Origin of the sequence: Phreatobacter cathodiphilus (genome assembly GCF_003008515.1) — a bacterium.
Classification (GTDB): domain Bacteria; phylum Pseudomonadota; class Alphaproteobacteria; order Rhizobiales; family Phreatobacteraceae; genus Phreatobacter; species Phreatobacter cathodiphilus.
Genome location: NZ_CP027668.1, coordinates 2,405,815 through 2,421,071, shown reverse-complemented (window position 1 = coordinate 2,421,071; position 15,257 = coordinate 2,405,815). Strand labels below are relative to the sequence as shown.

14 protein-coding genes are annotated in these 15,257 nt (G+C 72.2%); 8 read left to right on the top strand and 6 right to left on the bottom strand.

Annotated features, from left to right (window positions below; all coding sequences use genetic code 11):
- Positions 1-172 precede the first annotated feature (172 nt).
- On the top strand, positions 173-649 hold the full coding sequence (locus C6569_RS11820; protein WP_106749039.1) for an NUDIX domain-containing protein: 477 nt from the start codon (positions 173-175) through the stop codon (positions 647-649).
- Between the two features lie 3 nt (positions 650-652).
- Here the strand turns inward: C6569_RS11820 and C6569_RS11815 are convergent, their stop codons facing one another.
- Positions 653-1,903, bottom strand: coding sequence for an MFS transporter (locus C6569_RS11815; protein WP_106749038.1), 1,251 nt, complete (start codon positions 1,901-1,903; stop codon positions 653-655).
- 261 nt (positions 1,904-2,164) lie between these two features.
- Here C6569_RS11815 and C6569_RS11810 point away from each other — a divergent pair, with 261 nt between their 5' ends.
- The gene (locus C6569_RS11810; protein WP_106751012.1) at positions 2,165-2,677 is read left to right on the top strand and encodes a GNAT family N-acetyltransferase; all 513 of its coding nucleotides are present in this window, start codon (positions 2,165-2,167) and stop codon (positions 2,675-2,677) included.
- A 637-nt stretch (positions 2,678-3,314) separates the two neighbouring features.
- Here C6569_RS11810 and C6569_RS21960 read toward each other — a convergent pair.
- Positions 3,315-3,482: a hypothetical protein gene (locus C6569_RS21960; protein WP_181313729.1), complete on the bottom strand. Its 168-nt coding sequence runs from the start codon at positions 3,480-3,482 to the stop codon at positions 3,315-3,317.
- Between the two features lie 186 nt (positions 3,483-3,668).
- Between C6569_RS21960 and C6569_RS11805 the strand changes: the two genes are divergently transcribed.
- Positions 3,669-3,929 carry a hypothetical protein gene (locus C6569_RS11805; RefSeq protein WP_106749037.1) on the top strand — a complete coding sequence of 87 codons (261 nt, stop codon included), beginning with the start codon at positions 3,669-3,671 and terminating at the stop codon, positions 3,927-3,929.
- A gap of 209 nt (positions 3,930-4,138) precedes the next feature.
- Positions 4,139-5,299, top strand: a complete 1,161-nt coding sequence (locus tag C6569_RS11800; protein ID WP_181313728.1) for an MFS transporter — start codon at positions 4,139-4,141, stop codon at positions 5,297-5,299.
- 33 nt (positions 5,300-5,332) lie between these two features.
- Here C6569_RS11800 and C6569_RS11795 read toward each other — a convergent pair whose 3' ends face one another.
- From C6569_RS11795 to C6569_RS11780, 4 genes are read right to left on the bottom strand one after another with little or no spacing between them, the layout of a single operon-like run.
- Positions 5,333-7,414, bottom strand: coding sequence for a hypothetical protein (locus C6569_RS11795; RefSeq protein WP_106749035.1), 2,082 nt, complete (start codon positions 7,412-7,414; stop codon positions 5,333-5,335).
- A gap of 4 nt (positions 7,415-7,418) precedes the next feature.
- A complete protein-coding gene (locus tag C6569_RS11790; protein ID WP_106749034.1) occupies positions 7,419-10,268 on the bottom strand; it encodes a DUF4159 domain-containing protein in 2,850 nt (949 codons plus the stop codon).
- Complete coding sequence (locus tag C6569_RS11785; RefSeq protein WP_106751011.1) at positions 10,268-11,149, bottom strand: DUF58 domain-containing protein; 882 nt, start codon at positions 11,147-11,149, stop codon at positions 10,268-10,270. Before C6569_RS11785 ends, C6569_RS11790 begins: the two co-directional genes overlap by 1 nt.
- 60 nt (positions 11,150-11,209) lie before the next feature.
- A complete protein-coding gene (locus C6569_RS11780) occupies positions 11,210-12,211 on the bottom strand; it encodes an AAA family ATPase (protein WP_106749033.1) in 1,002 nt (333 codons plus the stop codon).
- A 161-nt stretch (positions 12,212-12,372) separates the two neighbouring features.
- On the opposite strand from C6569_RS11780, the gene C6569_RS11775 reads away from it, so the two are divergent.
- The 4 genes from C6569_RS11775 to C6569_RS11760 are packed head-to-tail and all read left to right on the top strand — an operon-like array spanning position 12,373 to position 15,156.
- Complete coding sequence (locus C6569_RS11775) at positions 12,373-12,951, top strand: DUF1285 domain-containing protein (RefSeq protein ID WP_106751010.1); 579 nt, start codon at positions 12,373-12,375, stop codon at positions 12,949-12,951.
- A gap of 5 nt (positions 12,952-12,956) precedes the next feature.
- Positions 12,957-13,604, top strand: a complete 648-nt coding sequence (locus C6569_RS11770) for a CoA pyrophosphatase (RefSeq protein WP_425440715.1) — start codon at positions 12,957-12,959, stop codon at positions 13,602-13,604.
- The gene (locus C6569_RS11765) at positions 13,601-13,882 is read left to right on the top strand and encodes a DUF6111 family protein (RefSeq protein ID WP_106749031.1); all 282 of its coding nucleotides are present in this window, start codon (positions 13,601-13,603) and stop codon (positions 13,880-13,882) included. Before C6569_RS11770 ends, C6569_RS11765 begins: the two co-directional genes overlap by 4 nt.
- A complete protein-coding gene (locus tag C6569_RS11760) occupies positions 13,879-15,156 on the top strand; it encodes a CCA tRNA nucleotidyltransferase (protein ID WP_106749030.1) in 1,278 nt (425 codons plus the stop codon). The genes C6569_RS11765 and C6569_RS11760 overlap by 4 nt, the downstream gene beginning before the upstream one ends.
- Positions 15,157-15,257: the final 101 nt, after the last annotated feature.

Here is a 15,257-nt window from a genome sequence, read left to right as displayed (position 1 = left end):
GGAACGCTCCCGAATTGGGCGCGCTGCCCAAGTGTGCAGCGCAACATGATGCGGAAATAGGCTTCGAGGCCGCCCTTTTGAAGTGCTTGCGCCGCAAGGCCAGCCATGCATTTTTGATCGCGGTCCTTCATGGTTCCGCAATGTTTCATTCGCGACAGTGATGGAAACGCCGATGTTCCTGCTCAGCCCCGACCGGCGCTCCCCGCTGACACCCTTGCTCCATCTCTACTGGCGCTTCACCCGCGGCATGACGCTGGGGGTGCGCGCCTGCGTCGTCGATGCAGGGGGACGCATCCTGCTCGTCCGGCACAGCTACACCCCCGGCTGGCACTTTCCCGGCGGCGGGGTCGAAGTCGGCCAGACGGTAGAGGAGGCGCTGGCGGTGGAATTGCGGGAGGAGGCCCATGTGGCCCTGCGGGGCGATCCGGCCTTCGTCGGGCTCTACCTCAACGCCCGGACATCGCCGCGCGACCATGTCGCGCTGTTCCGGGTCGAGGCCTTCGAACAGACCTCGCCCTTCGTGCCGACGCGGGAAATCCTGGAGGCGGCGTTCTTTCCGCGCGACGGGCTGCCGGAGGGCGTCACCCGCGGCACGCGCGAGCGCATGGCCGAACTGTTCGACGGCCGCCCGCGCAGTCCCCACTGGTGAGACTCAGCGCGGCCGACCGGCCAGCAGCGCCGCGATGGCGGCGACGAAGACCAGCGCCGCCAGGCCGTGGACGAAGGGCGCGTCTCCCGCCCCGGAACCCGCCGGGGCGAGTTCACGCACCAGGCCGAACAGGGCGGGAGCGAAGGCATAGAGGCCCTGGCCGAGGGCGGCCGTCAGCGCGACGACCCGCGGCACGTCCACGCGGGCGAATTCGGTCTGGGCGATGAGCGGCGGCAGGTAGACGAGATTGCCGATGCCGAGGCCGAAGAGGGCGACGCCGCTCCAGATCAGCCAGGGATCGGTGCCGCGGGACAGGAGGAGGGCGCCGCAGCCGGCGACCTGGACGGCATAGCTTGCCGCGGCGACGAGTCGGCGGTCGGCATCGGCCGGCATCACCCAGGAGAGGACGGTGCGGCCGGCGACGGCCGCGAGGGTGGAGGCGGCCATGGCGATGCCGGCCCTGACTTCCCCCAGAGCCGGTACGACGAGCGAGAAGAGATGGGCGAGCAGGCCCGCCTGGGCGAAGAGGCCGAGCGCCGTGGCTGCGGCGAGGCTGATGAAGCGGCGGTCCCGCCACAGCGCGGCGGCGGGCAGGGCGGGATGGTCGGGCGCCGCTAAGGCGGCCTCGGCCGCGGCTTCGCCGTCGCCGTCCGGGCGCTGGCCGAGCGAACCGGGCGAATGCACGAAGACCCGGCCGGCGAGGATCCAGAGGATGGCGATCACCAGCGCGGCGATGATCGCGGCGGCGAGCGGAAAGCCTGCGACCTGGATGGCGAGCACCCAGAGCGGCGACATGAGGATGCCGCCGAAGCTGGCGCCGTTATAGGCCCAGGCGAGTGCCTTCGGCCGGTTCCGCGAGAACCAGGGGGCGACGATGGCGTTGACCGCCGCGGCGCCGAGGGTCGCCCAGCCGAGGCCGCTGACGAGGGCGGCGAGAAAGAGCTGCCACGGGGCGCTCGCCAGGCTCCAGCCGAGGACGCCCAGGGCGAGGGCGACGGCGCCCGCCCGCGTCACGCGGGCGAGGCCCCAGCGGGCATGCAGCGCCGGGAGGTTGGCGACCGTCAGCGCGCCGGCGAGGTAATGGGTCGTGACGGCGGCGGCGACGAGGCCGAGCGGCCAGCCGCGGGTCTGATGGATGACGTGGAGATAGATGGGCGGCCCATAGAAGCCGAGACCCCAGCCGCAGACGGCGAGCGTGAAAGCGCCCCAGACCACCGTCCAGCCGAAAAAACCCCGCTTCGCCACGTCCTGCATGCCGCCCATCCCCACCGAACGCCCGCCACCCTGCCCGAGCGGGCCGGCGGGACGGTTCGGTGCCCATCGAAGCTTGCCACGAAAAGCGGTGCGGCGGATGGCGGGCCCCGATGCGGGCGCAGGAGGGTGACGGCCCGCCTGCGCCATGCTAAGCGCCTTCGCATGGGCAGAGAAATTCCGCGGATCGAGCGACGACGACGGCCGGCATGACTGCCTGAAGCCCCTGATTCCGTTCGCCCGCTGCCGTTGGACGCCCGCTCCATGACCGACCTGTCGCTCGACCTCGCCCTCGAGACACCCTCCGATCACGCCGCCATCGAGCGGCTCCACGAACGCGCCTTCGGCCCCGGCCGCTTCGCGCGCACCGCCTTCCGCCTGCGCGAGGGCGTGGACCCCTATCATTCGCTCTGCTTCACGGCGCGGGTCGGCACGCTGCTGGTCGGCTCCATCCGCCTGTCGCCGGTCGAGATCGGCCGCGGCGTGGCGGCTGTGCTGCTCGGGCCCATCACCATCGACCCGGCCTTCCAGGGCAAGGGCATCGGCGGCGCTCTCATGCGGCGTGCCATGGAGACCGCGCGGCGCGAGGGCCACCGCCTCGTCATGCTCGTGGGGGATGCGCCCTATTACGAGCGCTTCGGCTTCATCGTCGTCCAGCCCGGAAGGCTCGCCCTTCCCGGTCCGGTCGATCCCGGCCGCCTTTTGGTGGCGGAACTGGTGCCGGGCGCCTTCGACGGCGTCGCCGGCCGGGTGCGGGGCGGCCGCGTTCCGGCCTAAGGCGGGGCGGGTTTCAGCCGATCGATCGCGGGCCGCACAAATCGAGCGGTCGCGCTCGGCTCGAGCTGCGACGGAACCCGGGACTACCGCGTCGCGCCCGGCCTCGAGAGAACAGGGTCTCGCGAAACCGCCAGTCATGCCGGACGCGTCCGGCCTCCGGCTGCTGCGGGCGAGTTCGGCTGGACCTGCGGCGAAACCCTGGAACACGTCACCCTCCCGCCGCCGAAGCGAGGGGAGGGTGAGCCGTCAGTCAGGCCGGACGATCAATCCCAGCGGCGGCGGCGCCAGCCGCGGCCCGGAGGCGGTCCACGGCGGCGCCAGCCCCGACCGGGGGGCGGACCGCCGCGCCAGCCCGGACCGAAACCGGGCCGACCGGAGTCCCAGCCGCGGCGGCGCTGGCCCGGCGGGCCCATGCCGTCCGGACCCCGGCCGCGGCCCTGGGCCATGGCCGGACCGGCCACAGCCGCGACGGTGACCGCCGCCGCCAGGGCAGCCAAGAGGTTTCGTCTGTTCATCGTGCTCTCCTTGTAACCACCGGCGCCGAATATCGGCCCCGGTCATGCGAAATCCGCCGCCACCCGCAGGGGTGACGGCGGATCCCGATGTTCGATCGGCGGCGTCATGGCCGCCGGCGGGCTCACATGCCCCGACCCTTGTCGGTGCGCTGGCCCTGCTCGTTGTTCTGCTGACCGCCCTGCTGGCCCTTCTGGCCGCCCTGCTGCTGCTGCTGGCCGCCGCGCTCGGAGCCGTGGCCCTGATCCTTCTGGCCGCCCTGGTTCGGGTTCTGCTGATTGGGGTTGGTCATTGTCGTTTCCTCCATTGTCCCTCAGCCTTACGGGATCAACCGCCCGGCGGCGCTCGAGTTCCGCCCGACAGGTCGTGGTCGTCGGACGGCAGGCATGCGGAGCGGGCATTGCCAGGCGGTCCCCCGGCGCGCAGGCTGCCGCCCCGCCCCGCGAGGTGGCGGCCATTCCTGCTTCGGGAGAGACCCATGATGTTGCGCCGCGCCTTTCTCATCGCCCTGGCGAGCCTTCCCGTCGTCGCCGTCGCCGCGCCGGAGGCCGAAGCCTCGTGGCTGAGCCAGGGCGCGCGCCGCGCCGGCCGCGCCGTCACCCGCACGGGTCGCGCCGCCAACCGCGGCGTCACGCGTGCCGGCCGCGCCGTCGGCCTCGGCTCGCGGCGCACCCGCCGGAATGTCTCGCGCGGGGAGCGCCGGGTGGCGCGCCGGGTGTTCGGGAGGCCGCGCCGCTGAGGAACCGCGGTCGGATGGCGCCGGCAGACTCTCGTCTACGGCGAACAGTGGCCGCCCGGCCTCGTTCTCCGCGACGCCATCGGCTGTTTCCGCCGGCGTGACCGTGCAGGTCTGCCGGCCGCCGCCGGGCTGGCTCGGCTGCGGCGAATATGGCGTCTGTCCTTCCCGGCCGAACGGGCGGCCGGAACGGACAGGACGAATTCGGGCAGATGGGCATGGGTCGCTGGGGCGAGGTGGGCGTGCTGGCGGTCGCCCGCATGTCGATGGGCGCGCAGTTGCAGGTCGTCGGCGCGCTCGGGCCGCTGCTGATCGGGACGCTCGCCGCGGACTGGGCGGCGCTCGGTTCGCTGATCGGCGCCTATTCGCTCGCCGGTATCGTCATGGCACTTCCGGCGGGGATGCTGCTGGCGCGTCTCGGCGACCGGCCCGTCGTCCTGGCGGGAGTGGGCCTCATGGGCCTCGGCGGGATGATCCTCGCCATCTCCCCTGATTTCAGCACCGCCATCGCCGGACGCCTCGTATCCGGCGTCGGCGGCACCTTGCTGACCATCGCCGGCGCCAAGATGGTGCTCGACCGTTTCACGGGGCCCGCCGTGGCCATGGCGATGGGCATGATGCTCATGGCTTGGCCTTTCGGCATCGGCCTCGCCCTGCTCGTCATTCCGCTCTTCGGCGAGGAATGGCGGCTCGGCCTGTGGTGGTCGGCCGGCTTCTGCATCCTCGCCTTTCTCCTGCTGGTCGTGACGATCCGTCGTTCCCGCACGGTGGCGGGGCAGCCGCCGCGACTGTCCCTGCACCGGCACGAATGGCTGCCGCTGCTGGCACTCGGCGTCGTGTGGGCCGGCTACAACGCCGCCTTCGCCGTGGCCGTCGGCTTCACTCCGGCCTTTCTGGTCGCCGGCGGGGCGAGCCGCGCCGAAGCCGGCATGCTCGCCTCGCTGATCGGTTTTTCCATCCTGCCGCTTCAGCCGTTCGGTGGCGCCCTGGCGGAGCGTCTCGGCCGGCCGATGCTCGCCACCGTCGCCTGTATCGTCGGCATGGTCGCAGCCCTCGCCGCGACCGCCCTCGGTGCGCCGGCCTGGCTGACGCTGCCGCTGTTCGGCCTGCTGGCGGCGCCACCCTCCAGCCTCATCATGGTGTTCGCCGGCAAGGTCCTTTCGGCCGAGACGCGCGCCTTCGGAATGGGTGTTCTTTACACGCTCTTCTATCTGGGGCTGGCGCTGCTGCCGCCCGTCGCAGGCTGGGTGCGTGACCTCACAGGGTCAGCCGGCGCACCGCTTCTGGCGGCGGCCGGCTTCCTCGCCTTCTGCCTGATCGGTCTCGCGGTTCACGCCGCAGCGACGCGCACCGTCCCTGCGGCGGCACGATAGGCGCCCCGGACCCGGCACGGGGGCCGCGGCAGGCTAGCGCCCCTCGCGGGCCCAGACGGCGGTGAGGGCTCCGAGCATCAGGACGAGGCCGAGCAGGCCGGCGAAGGCCGGCAGGATGCCGATGCCGCGGACGACCGACGCGTCGCGTTGGCGGATGCCCATCCAATCCTCGCCGCGCAGCGAACTCGCCGAGCGCGTCGGCACGATGCGCGGGATGGACAGGCTGCCGGTCTCGGAAATGCGCCAGAGGCCACCGCCGGTGGCGCGCACCAGCGGCTCCAGCAGCCGCGTGGTGGAGGTCACGTCTGTGAACTCGCGCGGATTGGGCGGGCCGACGTTGATGAGGCGGGTGAGCCGGCCGGCCTGGGCGCGCCAGAGGCCGAGCTCGGTGATGTCGACCTGGCCGCGCCACAGGCCCGGCTCGGCGTCCTGCATGGAGACGGTGAGGCTGTCGCCGGAGGGGCGCGTCAGGGTCACGGTCTCGGGCCGCTCGGCCATGGTCTGCAGTTCGACGGCGAGCTGGCGGCCGCGCACGGCGAGGCGCAGGCTCTCCTCCTCCAGCTCCGGCTCCTTCATCAGCCAGTGCGACAGGCGGCGCAGCAGCTCGAGATGCGGCCCGCCGCCCTCGTAGCCGCGCGCCCAGAGCCAGATGTGGTCGGAGAGGAGGAGCGCGACGCGCCCCTCACCCTGCCGCGTCAGCATGAGGACCGGGCGCTGGTCCGGGCCGTCCATGACAGTGGTGGCGCCCTGCGCCGGCTGGCGGCTCTCGATCAGGCGGAACCAGCGGCTCCATTGTGGATTGCCCTCGGCGACCATGCCCGGCAGCGAGCGCGTGACGGGATGGCGGCGGCCCTGGTCGGAGACGCGGGCGTGGAAGGGGCGCTCCATCACCTCGCCGGTGGGGGCGGCGGGGAGGATGCTCTCCAGCGGCGTGTCGTTGATGGAGGCGGAGGTGGCGTGTTCGGGACCTGCGGCGATGAGCAGGGCGCCGCCGTTGCGCACGTAGCGGGCGATGTTCTCGAAATAGATCAGCGGCAGCACGCCCTGCTGGGCGTAGCGGTCGAAGATGATGAGGTCGAACTCGCGGATCTTGATCTGGAAGAGCTCCCGCGTCGGGAAGGCGATGAGCGACAGCTCGTTGATCGGCGTGCCGTCCTGCTTCTCCGGCGGACGCAGGATGGTGAAGTGAACGAGGTCGACGCCGGCATCGGACTTGAGGAGGTTGCGCCAGGTGCGCTCGCCGGCATGGGGCTCGCCGGAGACGAGCAGCACGCGCAGCTTCTCGCGGATGCCGTCGATGACGACGACGGCGCGGTTGTTGATGGGGGTGAGCTCGCCCGGCAGGCCGTCCACCTCGATCTCGACGATGTTGGCGCCGGCATGGGTGATCTGGACCGAGACGTTGGTCGTGGTGCCGGTGGTGACGGTGCGCCGCTCGACCACCTCGCCGTCGCGGCTGATCGTGACGGCGGCCTGGGCCACCGCGCCGCCGGTGCCGTTGTCCTCGATGCGGAAGCCGACGGTCTGGCTCTGCTGGACGATGCCGAAGCGCGGCGTCTGGGTCAGCACGACGCGGCGGTCGCGGTCGGTGGAGCGGCCGGTGACGAGGGCGTGGACCGGCGCGGTGAAGCCGATGGCGGAGGCCTGGGCGGGCACGTCGTGGACCTGGCCGTCGGTGACGAGGATGGCGCCGCCGATGCGCTCGGCCGGCACGTCGGAGAGGCCCTGGCGCAGCGCCTCGAAGAGGTGGGTGCCGTCGGTCTGGCCGTCGGAGGCGCCGGCGTCGATCCAGCGCACCTCGAAGCCGGGCGAGCGGGCGAAGGAGCGCTCGATGGCGGCCTTGGCCTCCTCCGTCATGCGGGTGCGGTCGGCGAGGGACTGGCTCGCCGAGCGGTCGAGCACGACGGCGACCACCGACTGCAGCGGGTCGCGGTCCTCCTGGGTGAAGACGGGATTGGCCAGGGCCATCAGCGCCAGGGCCATGGCGGCGACGCGCCACCAGGCGCCGCGGGAGCGCGAGGCGACGAGCAGGCCCGCGACGAGGATCGCGGCGAGGGCGGCGAGGGCGAGGGCCCAGAGCGGGACGATGGGGGACCAGACGATGCCGAGGGTCATCGCGTCAGTTCCCCAGTCGTTCGAGCAGGGCGGGGACGTGGACCTGGTCGGTCTTGTAGTTGCCGGTCAGGGCATACATGACGAGGTTGACGCCGAAGCGGAAGGACAGCTCGCGCTGGCGCGCCTCGCCCTGAACGGGGAGCAGCGGATTGCCCTGGCGGTCGATGGCCCAGGCCGAGGCGAGGTCGTTGGCGGTGATGACGATGGGCGAGACCGAGTCGGAGGCCCGTGCCGGACGCGCCGCCTCGTCGTCGCCCGCCGGCGGGATGGCCTCGACCCAGGTGACGCCGTCGGCATAGCGGCCGGGAAACTCGCGCAGGATGAAGAAGGCGCGCGCCAGCACGTGGTCTCGCGGCACCGCCTCGAGCTCGGGGATATCGAGGCCGGCGAGGATGCGGCGCAGCGTCGCCTGGGCCGGGCTCGCCTGGCCGGGGCGCGCGGTGAGGGCGTCGCGGGTGTCGAAGATCACCATGCCGCCCTGTTTCATGTAGGCGTCGAGCTTCAGCAGCGCCTGGGGCGCCGGCTCCTCGGCCCCCGCCACCACCGGCCAGTAGAGGACGGGGAAGAAGGCGAGTTCGTCGCGGGCGATGTCGACGCCCTGCGGCTGGGCCGGCTCCAGCGCGGTGCGCGCCGAGAGGAAGCGGGTGAGGCCCTCCAGCCCGGCGCGGGAGACGTCGTCGACCTCGCGCGAGCCGGTGACGACATAGGCGAGGCGGGTGGACTGGGTGGCGCGGATGGCGGCGTCGTCCGCCGGATTGCCGGTGGAGATGATCGGCCGCTCCTGGCTGCGGCGGGTCTGCGCCTCGGCCGGCTGGCCGGCGAGTGCGAGGGCGCCGCCGGCAAGGAGGAGCCAGGCGGCCGTGCGGCCGCGCCGGCCGGCCATGAGCTGGGCGAGGCCGCCGGCGATGAGAAGGACGATCAGGCCGTCGGCGAGAAGCAGGATCAGGGCGGTCACCACCAGCGGGGAACGGAGATCGACGGGTTCACCCAGACGATACCGCTCGATCGTGGCGTTGAGGGGGCCGACGTCGAGCCGCTTCAACCGCTCCTCGGGCCCCAGCGTGTTGACGGCGATGGTGCCCTCCTGCGGCCCGTAGAAGCCCGGCGGATAGTCGAAGGTGGCGGGCTCGCGCCAGTCGGCGGGGATAGGCCGGGCGGTGGCGGGCGGGCGGACGAAGCCGCCGAAGCCGTCGAGCACGCGGGTGGGGGCGACCCGCTCGCTCGCCCGGGGCTGGCCGGGCACGGCGGCGAGGCCCTCGGCGGCCGGGCGGCCGGCGGCGGAGAGGCCGGCGATGCGCTTCAGCATGTCGACGAAGGCGCCGGAGATCGGCAGGTCGGACCAGGACGTGTCCGCGGTGACATGGAAGAGGATGAGCAGGCCCTGGCCGCGCTTCTCGGCGGTGACCAGGGGCGTGCCGTCGGCGAGCTGCGCCCAGGTCTTGTCGGCCAGGAGCCCGTCGGGTTCGGCGAGCACCTGGCGGCGCACGCGCACGTCCGCCGGCACCGCAATGTCGGCGAAGGGGCTCTCGCGGCCGAAGGGGGCGAGGGCCTGCGGCGTCTCCCAGGACAGGGCGCCGCCCAGCTGGCGGCCGCCGCGCCGCAGCCGGACCGGCACGAGGTCGTCGTTCTGGGCTCCCGCGAGGCGCGTGCCGGCGAAGCGCAGCAGAATGCCGCCGTTGTCGATGAAGCGATTGAGGGCGTCGCGCGCCACGGGGGTCACCGTGCCGACGTCGGTCAGCACGATCATCGGCACGCGCCCCTCGATGAAGCGGATGATGGCCTCTGAAGGCGAGGCGCCCTCGACGGTGCGGATGTCGGCGAAGGGGTCGAGCGCGCGGCCGAGATAATAGGTCGGCGACAGGAGCGGTTGGGCGACGTCGGTGCTGGCGCCCGAAACGACGCCGATGGTGCGCCGGGCCCAGCGCGAATCGACGAGCTGGACCGCGCCGGCCGAGCGCTCGGAGAGGATGTCCATCCGGGTGATCTCGTTGCGGATCTCCACCGGCAGTTCGAAGCGCACGTCGGCCTCGGTCTTGCCGTCCTCGAAGGCGAAGGCCGCCTCGCCGAGCGGCAGGCCGCGGCTGTCGAGGGCGCGGACGCGGCCCGGCCGGGCGGGACCGCCCTCCGGGCGCAGGACCTTGGCGTTGAAGCCGCCGGCGGTGTTGGTGGCACCGGCGAGTGCGAGGGGAGGGGGCGTGCCGCCCTCGAAGACGGTGACGCTGCGGCCCCGCACCAGCGGTGCGAGCTGGCTAACGAAGGCTTCGCCGCGGCCGGTATCGGTGCCATCGGAGAGCCATACGATCTCCGCCTCCGGCTGGGCGCCGAGGAACTTCTGCAGCGCCGGCAGGATGGCGGTGCGATCCGGCGTATGGGGCTGCGGCTCGAGGGAGCGCAGACGCTCGCGGACCGAGGAGGGCGTCTCCAGCGCGATGTCGATCACCGGGCGGGCGGTGGGCACGAGCGCTATGGCACGGCCGGCGCTTTCGGCAGAGGCGACGATCTCGCCGGCCACCCGCTGGCGCTGTTCGAAGGAGGCGGCCGAGGGCCAGCCGTCGTCCATCAACAGAAGAACGGGACCGCGGCCGCCGGAGGTCGCCGCCGGCGGGTTCCACAGGGGACCCGCCATGGCGAGGATGATGATCGCGGCGAGCAGCAGCCGCAGCAAGGTCAGCCACCAGGGGCTGTTCGACGGCGTTTCCTCCTTCGGCGCGATGTCCATGAGGATGCGCGTCGGGGGAAAGCGGACGCGGCGCGGGCGCGGCGGCACGAGGCGCAGCAGCCACCAGAGCGCCGGCAGCGCAGCGAGGGCGAAGAGCACCAGGGGCGAGGCGAAGGCGAGGGGCAGGCCGAGCATCAGGCGCCCCCGATCCGCGGAGCCGCATCGCGCGAACCCGGCCCCATGCGCTGGTGCAGGGCGAGGATGGCGGTCGCCGGAGGCTGGTCGGTGCGGTGAATGCCGAAGCTCCAGCCGCGGCTGTCGCAGTCCTGGCGCAGCGCCGCGCGGTGCGCGGCGAGGCGCGCCACGTAGTCGTCCCGCCAGGTTTCGGCGCGGCCCGCGGTGATGGTCAGGCTGTCCTCCAGCTCCTCGAACTCGACACGACCCTTGTACGGGAAGGTCTCCTCGATCGGATCGTTGATCATCAGCACGTGGCCGCGGGACCCGGCGGAGGCGAGGCTCTTGATCTCGTCGCGGAAGGTCTCCAGCGGCACCAGGCAGTCGGAGAGGATGACGACCTCGGAGAGGCGCGAGACCGGCGCGCGAGGCGGCAGGCTGGCGGCGGCGAGGTTGGGCACGGCGAGGAGGGCATCGGCCATGCGGTCGATGATGGCGCGGCTCGCGGTCGGCCTCATGATGCCGGGAATGCCGACGCGTTCGCCGCCGCGCACCATGATCTCGGCCAGGGCGAAGGCGAGGACGATGCAGCGGTCGCGCTTGGTCTCCCAGGCGAGGGGCGAAACGAACTGCATGGAGGCCGAGCAGTCCGGCCAGATCCAGACGGTGTGGGCCGCCTCCCATTCGCGCTCGCGGACGTAGAGGTGCTGGTCGCGCCCCGAGCGGCGCCAGTCGATGCGGCTCGCCGGCTCGCCGCTGGAGAAGCGCCGGAACTGCCAGAAATTCTCACCCGATCCGGCGCGGCGGCGGCCGTGCAGCCCGTGCACGACGGTGGAGGCGACGCGCCGCGCCTCCAGCACCAGCCGCGGCAGGGCGGCCGCCAGCATCTCGCCGTCGCGCATCAGGCGCCCGGCGTGATCCTCGCGACTGTCCGTCCGGCCGAGGTCGAAAAGGGCCATGGATCAGCCGATCGGCTTGACCAGGGCGGCGATGGTCTTCTCCACCGTCAGCCCGTCGGCGCGGGCGGAGAAGGAGAGCGCCATGCGGTGCTTGAGGACCGGCTCGGCGAGGGCCACCACGTCGTCGATGGAGGGGGCGAGCCGCCCGTCGAGCAGGGCGCGGGCGCGCACCGCCAGCATCAGCGCCTGCGAGGCGCGCGGGCCCGGGCCCCATGCGATGGCGTCGGCGAGTTCGCCCTTGGCGGCGCCGGGACGGGCGGAGCGGACGAGCTGGAGGATGGCCTCGACGACCGACTCGCCGGCCGGCAGGCGGCGCACCAGGCGCTGGGCGGCCATCAGGTCCTCGGCGGTCAGCGCCTGCTTGGGCCGCGATTCCTCGGAACCGGTGGTGTCGAACAGGATCTTCCGTTCGGCCTCGAGATCGGGATAGTCGACGTCGATCTGCATCAGGAAGCGGTCGAGCTGGGCCTCGGGTAGGGGATAGGTGCCCTCCTGCTCCAGCGGGTTCTGGGTGGCGAGGACGTGGAACGGCCGCGGCAGGTCGTAGGTCTCGCCGGCGACCGTCACGTGGTGCTCCTGCATGGACTGGAGCAGGGCCGACTGGGTGCGCGGCGAGGCGCGGTTGATCTCGTCCGCCATGAGGAGCTGGGTGAAGACCGGGCCCTTCACGAAGCGGAAGGCGCGCTTGCCGCCGGCCGCCTCCTCCAGCACCTCGGAGCCGAGGATGTCGGAAGGCATCAGGTCCGGTGTGAACTGGATGCGGCGGGCGTCGAGGCCGAGCACCGTGCCCATGGTCTCGACCAGCTTGGTCTTGGCGAGGCCGGGCAGGCCGACGAGCAGCGCATGGCCGCCCGAGAGAACGGTGATGAGGGCGCGGTCGATGACGGACTGCTGGCCGAAGATGACCGCGGAGATGTTGCCGCGGGCCGCGCGCACCTGCGCGGCGGTGGTTTCCGCGGCGCGGACGATGGCGTCTTCCATGCGTTCGGCGGTCTCGGCGGTCATGGTCACTCCCTTCGAGGCTGCGTTTTCGTCGCAGTGCATCATGGCCCATGCGTTGCGACGGGGATAGTCGAGACTTACGTTCGTCACAGGCTTCGAGCGAAAGTCGGGCCTTTTTGAGAAGTCTTTCACTCAATCGTGAGGTGCAGAGGGTGACGACCGCCATGACCCCGCCGGCCGGGCTCGACGCCATCGCCGCCCAGGTGAAACGGGGCGGCGGCGGGGCGCCCGTGCACCTGTGGAACCCGCCCTTTTGCGGCGACCTCGACATCCGGATCGCGGCGGACGGCACCTGGTACTACATGAAGTCGCCGATCGGCCGGATGCCGCTCGTGAAGCTGTTTTCCTCGGTTCTGAAGCGGGAAGACGGGCGATTCTTTCTCGTCACGCCGGTGGAGAAAATCGGGATCACCGTCGACGACGCGCCCTTCACCGCGGTGGAGATGCGGGCCGAGGGCGAGGGGAGGGAGCGGCGCCTCGCCTTCCGCACCCAGGTGGACGACTGGATCGAGGTGCGCGACGAGCATCCCCTGCGCTTCGAGAAGGAGACCGGGACGGAGGGCGTCAAGCCCTACCTGCACGTGCGCCGCGACCTCTGGGCGCTGGTCTCCCGCGCGCTCTTTCACGATCTCGCGAGCCTCGGCGAGGTCGCCTCCCACGAGGGGCGGGACTGGTTCGGCGTCTTCATTGCGGGGCGCTTCTATCCCATGGTGGAAGCGACCGAGATCGAGGGCCTGACGTGATTCCCCTGTCGACCGACGAATTCAGCACGGTCGTCACCCGCCGGCTGTCGCTCGCCGTGCCCTCCGTGCGGCAGGACCTGTTCGGCGCCCTCGGCAACGGCCCCGACCTTGGCGACCACACGGTCAACGAGGGGCGCCCGGCCCGCCCGGCGGCGGTGCTGGTGCCCGTCGTGGCGCGGCCGGTGCCGACCATCCTCTTGACCCAGCGTTCCAGCGACATGCCGGATCATTCCGGCCAGATCGCCTTTCCCGGCGGCAAGATCGAGCCGGGGGACGCAACGCCGCTCGACGCCGCGCTCCGCGAGGCGGAGGAGGAGGTGGGGCTGGCGCGGGCCCATGTGCGCCCGCTCGGCTATCTCCTGCCCTTCCACTCGCGGACCGGCTATCTGATCACGCCGGTGGTCGGGCTGGTGACGCCGCCCTTCGAGCTGACGCTCAACCCGCGGGAGGTGACGGACGCCTTCGAGGTGCCGCTCGCCTTCCTGATGGACCCGCGCAACCACCAGAAGAAGTCGCGCGACTTCAACGGCCAGACGCGGCACTTCTACGCCATGCCCTTCGAGAACCGTTACATCTGGGGCATCACCGCCGGCATCCTCCGCAACCTCTGGGAGCGCCTCAGCGAGGATGCTGTGGCGGGGGACGGGGCATGAGGATCGTCGTCAATCTCCTGCTCTTCGTCCTGCCCTTCGTCCTCTATATCGGCTGGCTGCACCTGAAGGAGAAGAGCCCCTTCCTGAAGGAGCACTGGGAACGCCGGCCGGTGATCTGGCTCGGCCTGTTCGGCATCGTGCTGGGCGGCGGCTACTTCCTCTACCACCTCGCCTATCAGGTGCGGGACCCCAACGTGATCTACCGCCCGGCGCGGGTGGAGAACGGCGTCTTCCATCCCGCCCGCATGGAGCGGCGCGGCGACCAGGCACCGCGATGAAGCCGCTCGCGGACCTGCCGGACTGGCTCGCCGGGGGCAACGTGCCGCGGCTGATCGGGGCCCTCGCGGTGGACGGCGACGCGGTGCGGGCGGTCGGTGGGGCGGTCAGGAACTGGCTGGTCGGCATGCCGCCGGGGGACGTCGACCTCGCCACCACGGCGGAGCCCGGCACCGTCGCGGCGCGGGCGGCGCGGGCCGGTTTCAAGGTGGTGCCGACGGGCATCGACCACGGCACCGTCACCGTGGTGGTCGAGGGCACCGGCTACGAGGTGACGACGCTGCGCGAGGACATCGCGACGGATGGACGCAGGGCCGTCGTGCGGTTCGGCCGCGACTGGCGGGCCGATGCGGCGCGGCGCGACTTCACCATCAATGCCATGAGCCTTTCGGCGGAGGGCGAGCTCTTCGACTATTTCGGCGGCCGCGACGACCTCGCGGAGGGGAGGGTCCGGTTCATCGGTGACGCGCGGGCGCGCGTGCGCGAGGACCGGCTGCGCATCCTCCGCCTGTTCCGCTTCCACGCCACCTACGCGCGCGGAGAGATCGACCGCGAGGCGCTCGCCGCCTGCATCGCCGAGCGGGAGGGGCTCGCCGACCTCTCGCGCGAGCGCCTGCGCGCGGAGATCATGAAGCTCGTCGCCGCCCCGCGCGCGGGCGCGACATGCCAGGCCATGGCCGATTGCGGCCTCCTCGGCCGGGTGCTCGGGGGCGTGACCACGGCCGCCGCCCTGGACCGGCTCGCCGCCGTCGAGCGCGCCCTCTCCATCGGCCCCGACCCCGTGCAGCGCCTGGGGTTGCTGGCGGTCCTCACGCGCGAGGACGCGCTGCGCCTGCGCGAGCGCCTCGCCCTCTCCAATGCCGAATTCCGCCGCCTCGACGGCATCGGCCACGGCTGGCGCATCGATCCGGCCGCCGGGGAGGCCGCCGCGAAGAGGCTCCTCTACGCGGTCGGCCCGCGCGGCTTCCGCGACCGGGTTCTGGTCGGCTTCGCCCGCTCCGGCGCGCCGCCTGACAATCCGGCCTGGCGCGCCCTCGTTGCCCTTCCCGAGCGCTGGACGGCGCCGCACTTCCCTGTGTCGGGCGAGGAGCTGCAGCGACGTGGCCTCGCCCCGGGACCGGATATCGGGGCCGTCCTCGCCGAGGTTCGCGAGCGCTGGATGGCCGCGGATTTCCCGGCGGGCCGGGCGGCCGTGGGCGCGCTGGTCGACGCCGCCCTCGCCGGATTTGTAACGGGTAAGCAACAGTCGGAACGGCCCCCCGATCGCGAGTACTAGCAACCATCTCTCGCCAATTAATTGATGGGCAAGTTTTTTTTGATTGATTCGATCGGTAAGCCGGTCCTCCCCGACCAGCCCCCCGATTGGTTCTTCTGTCG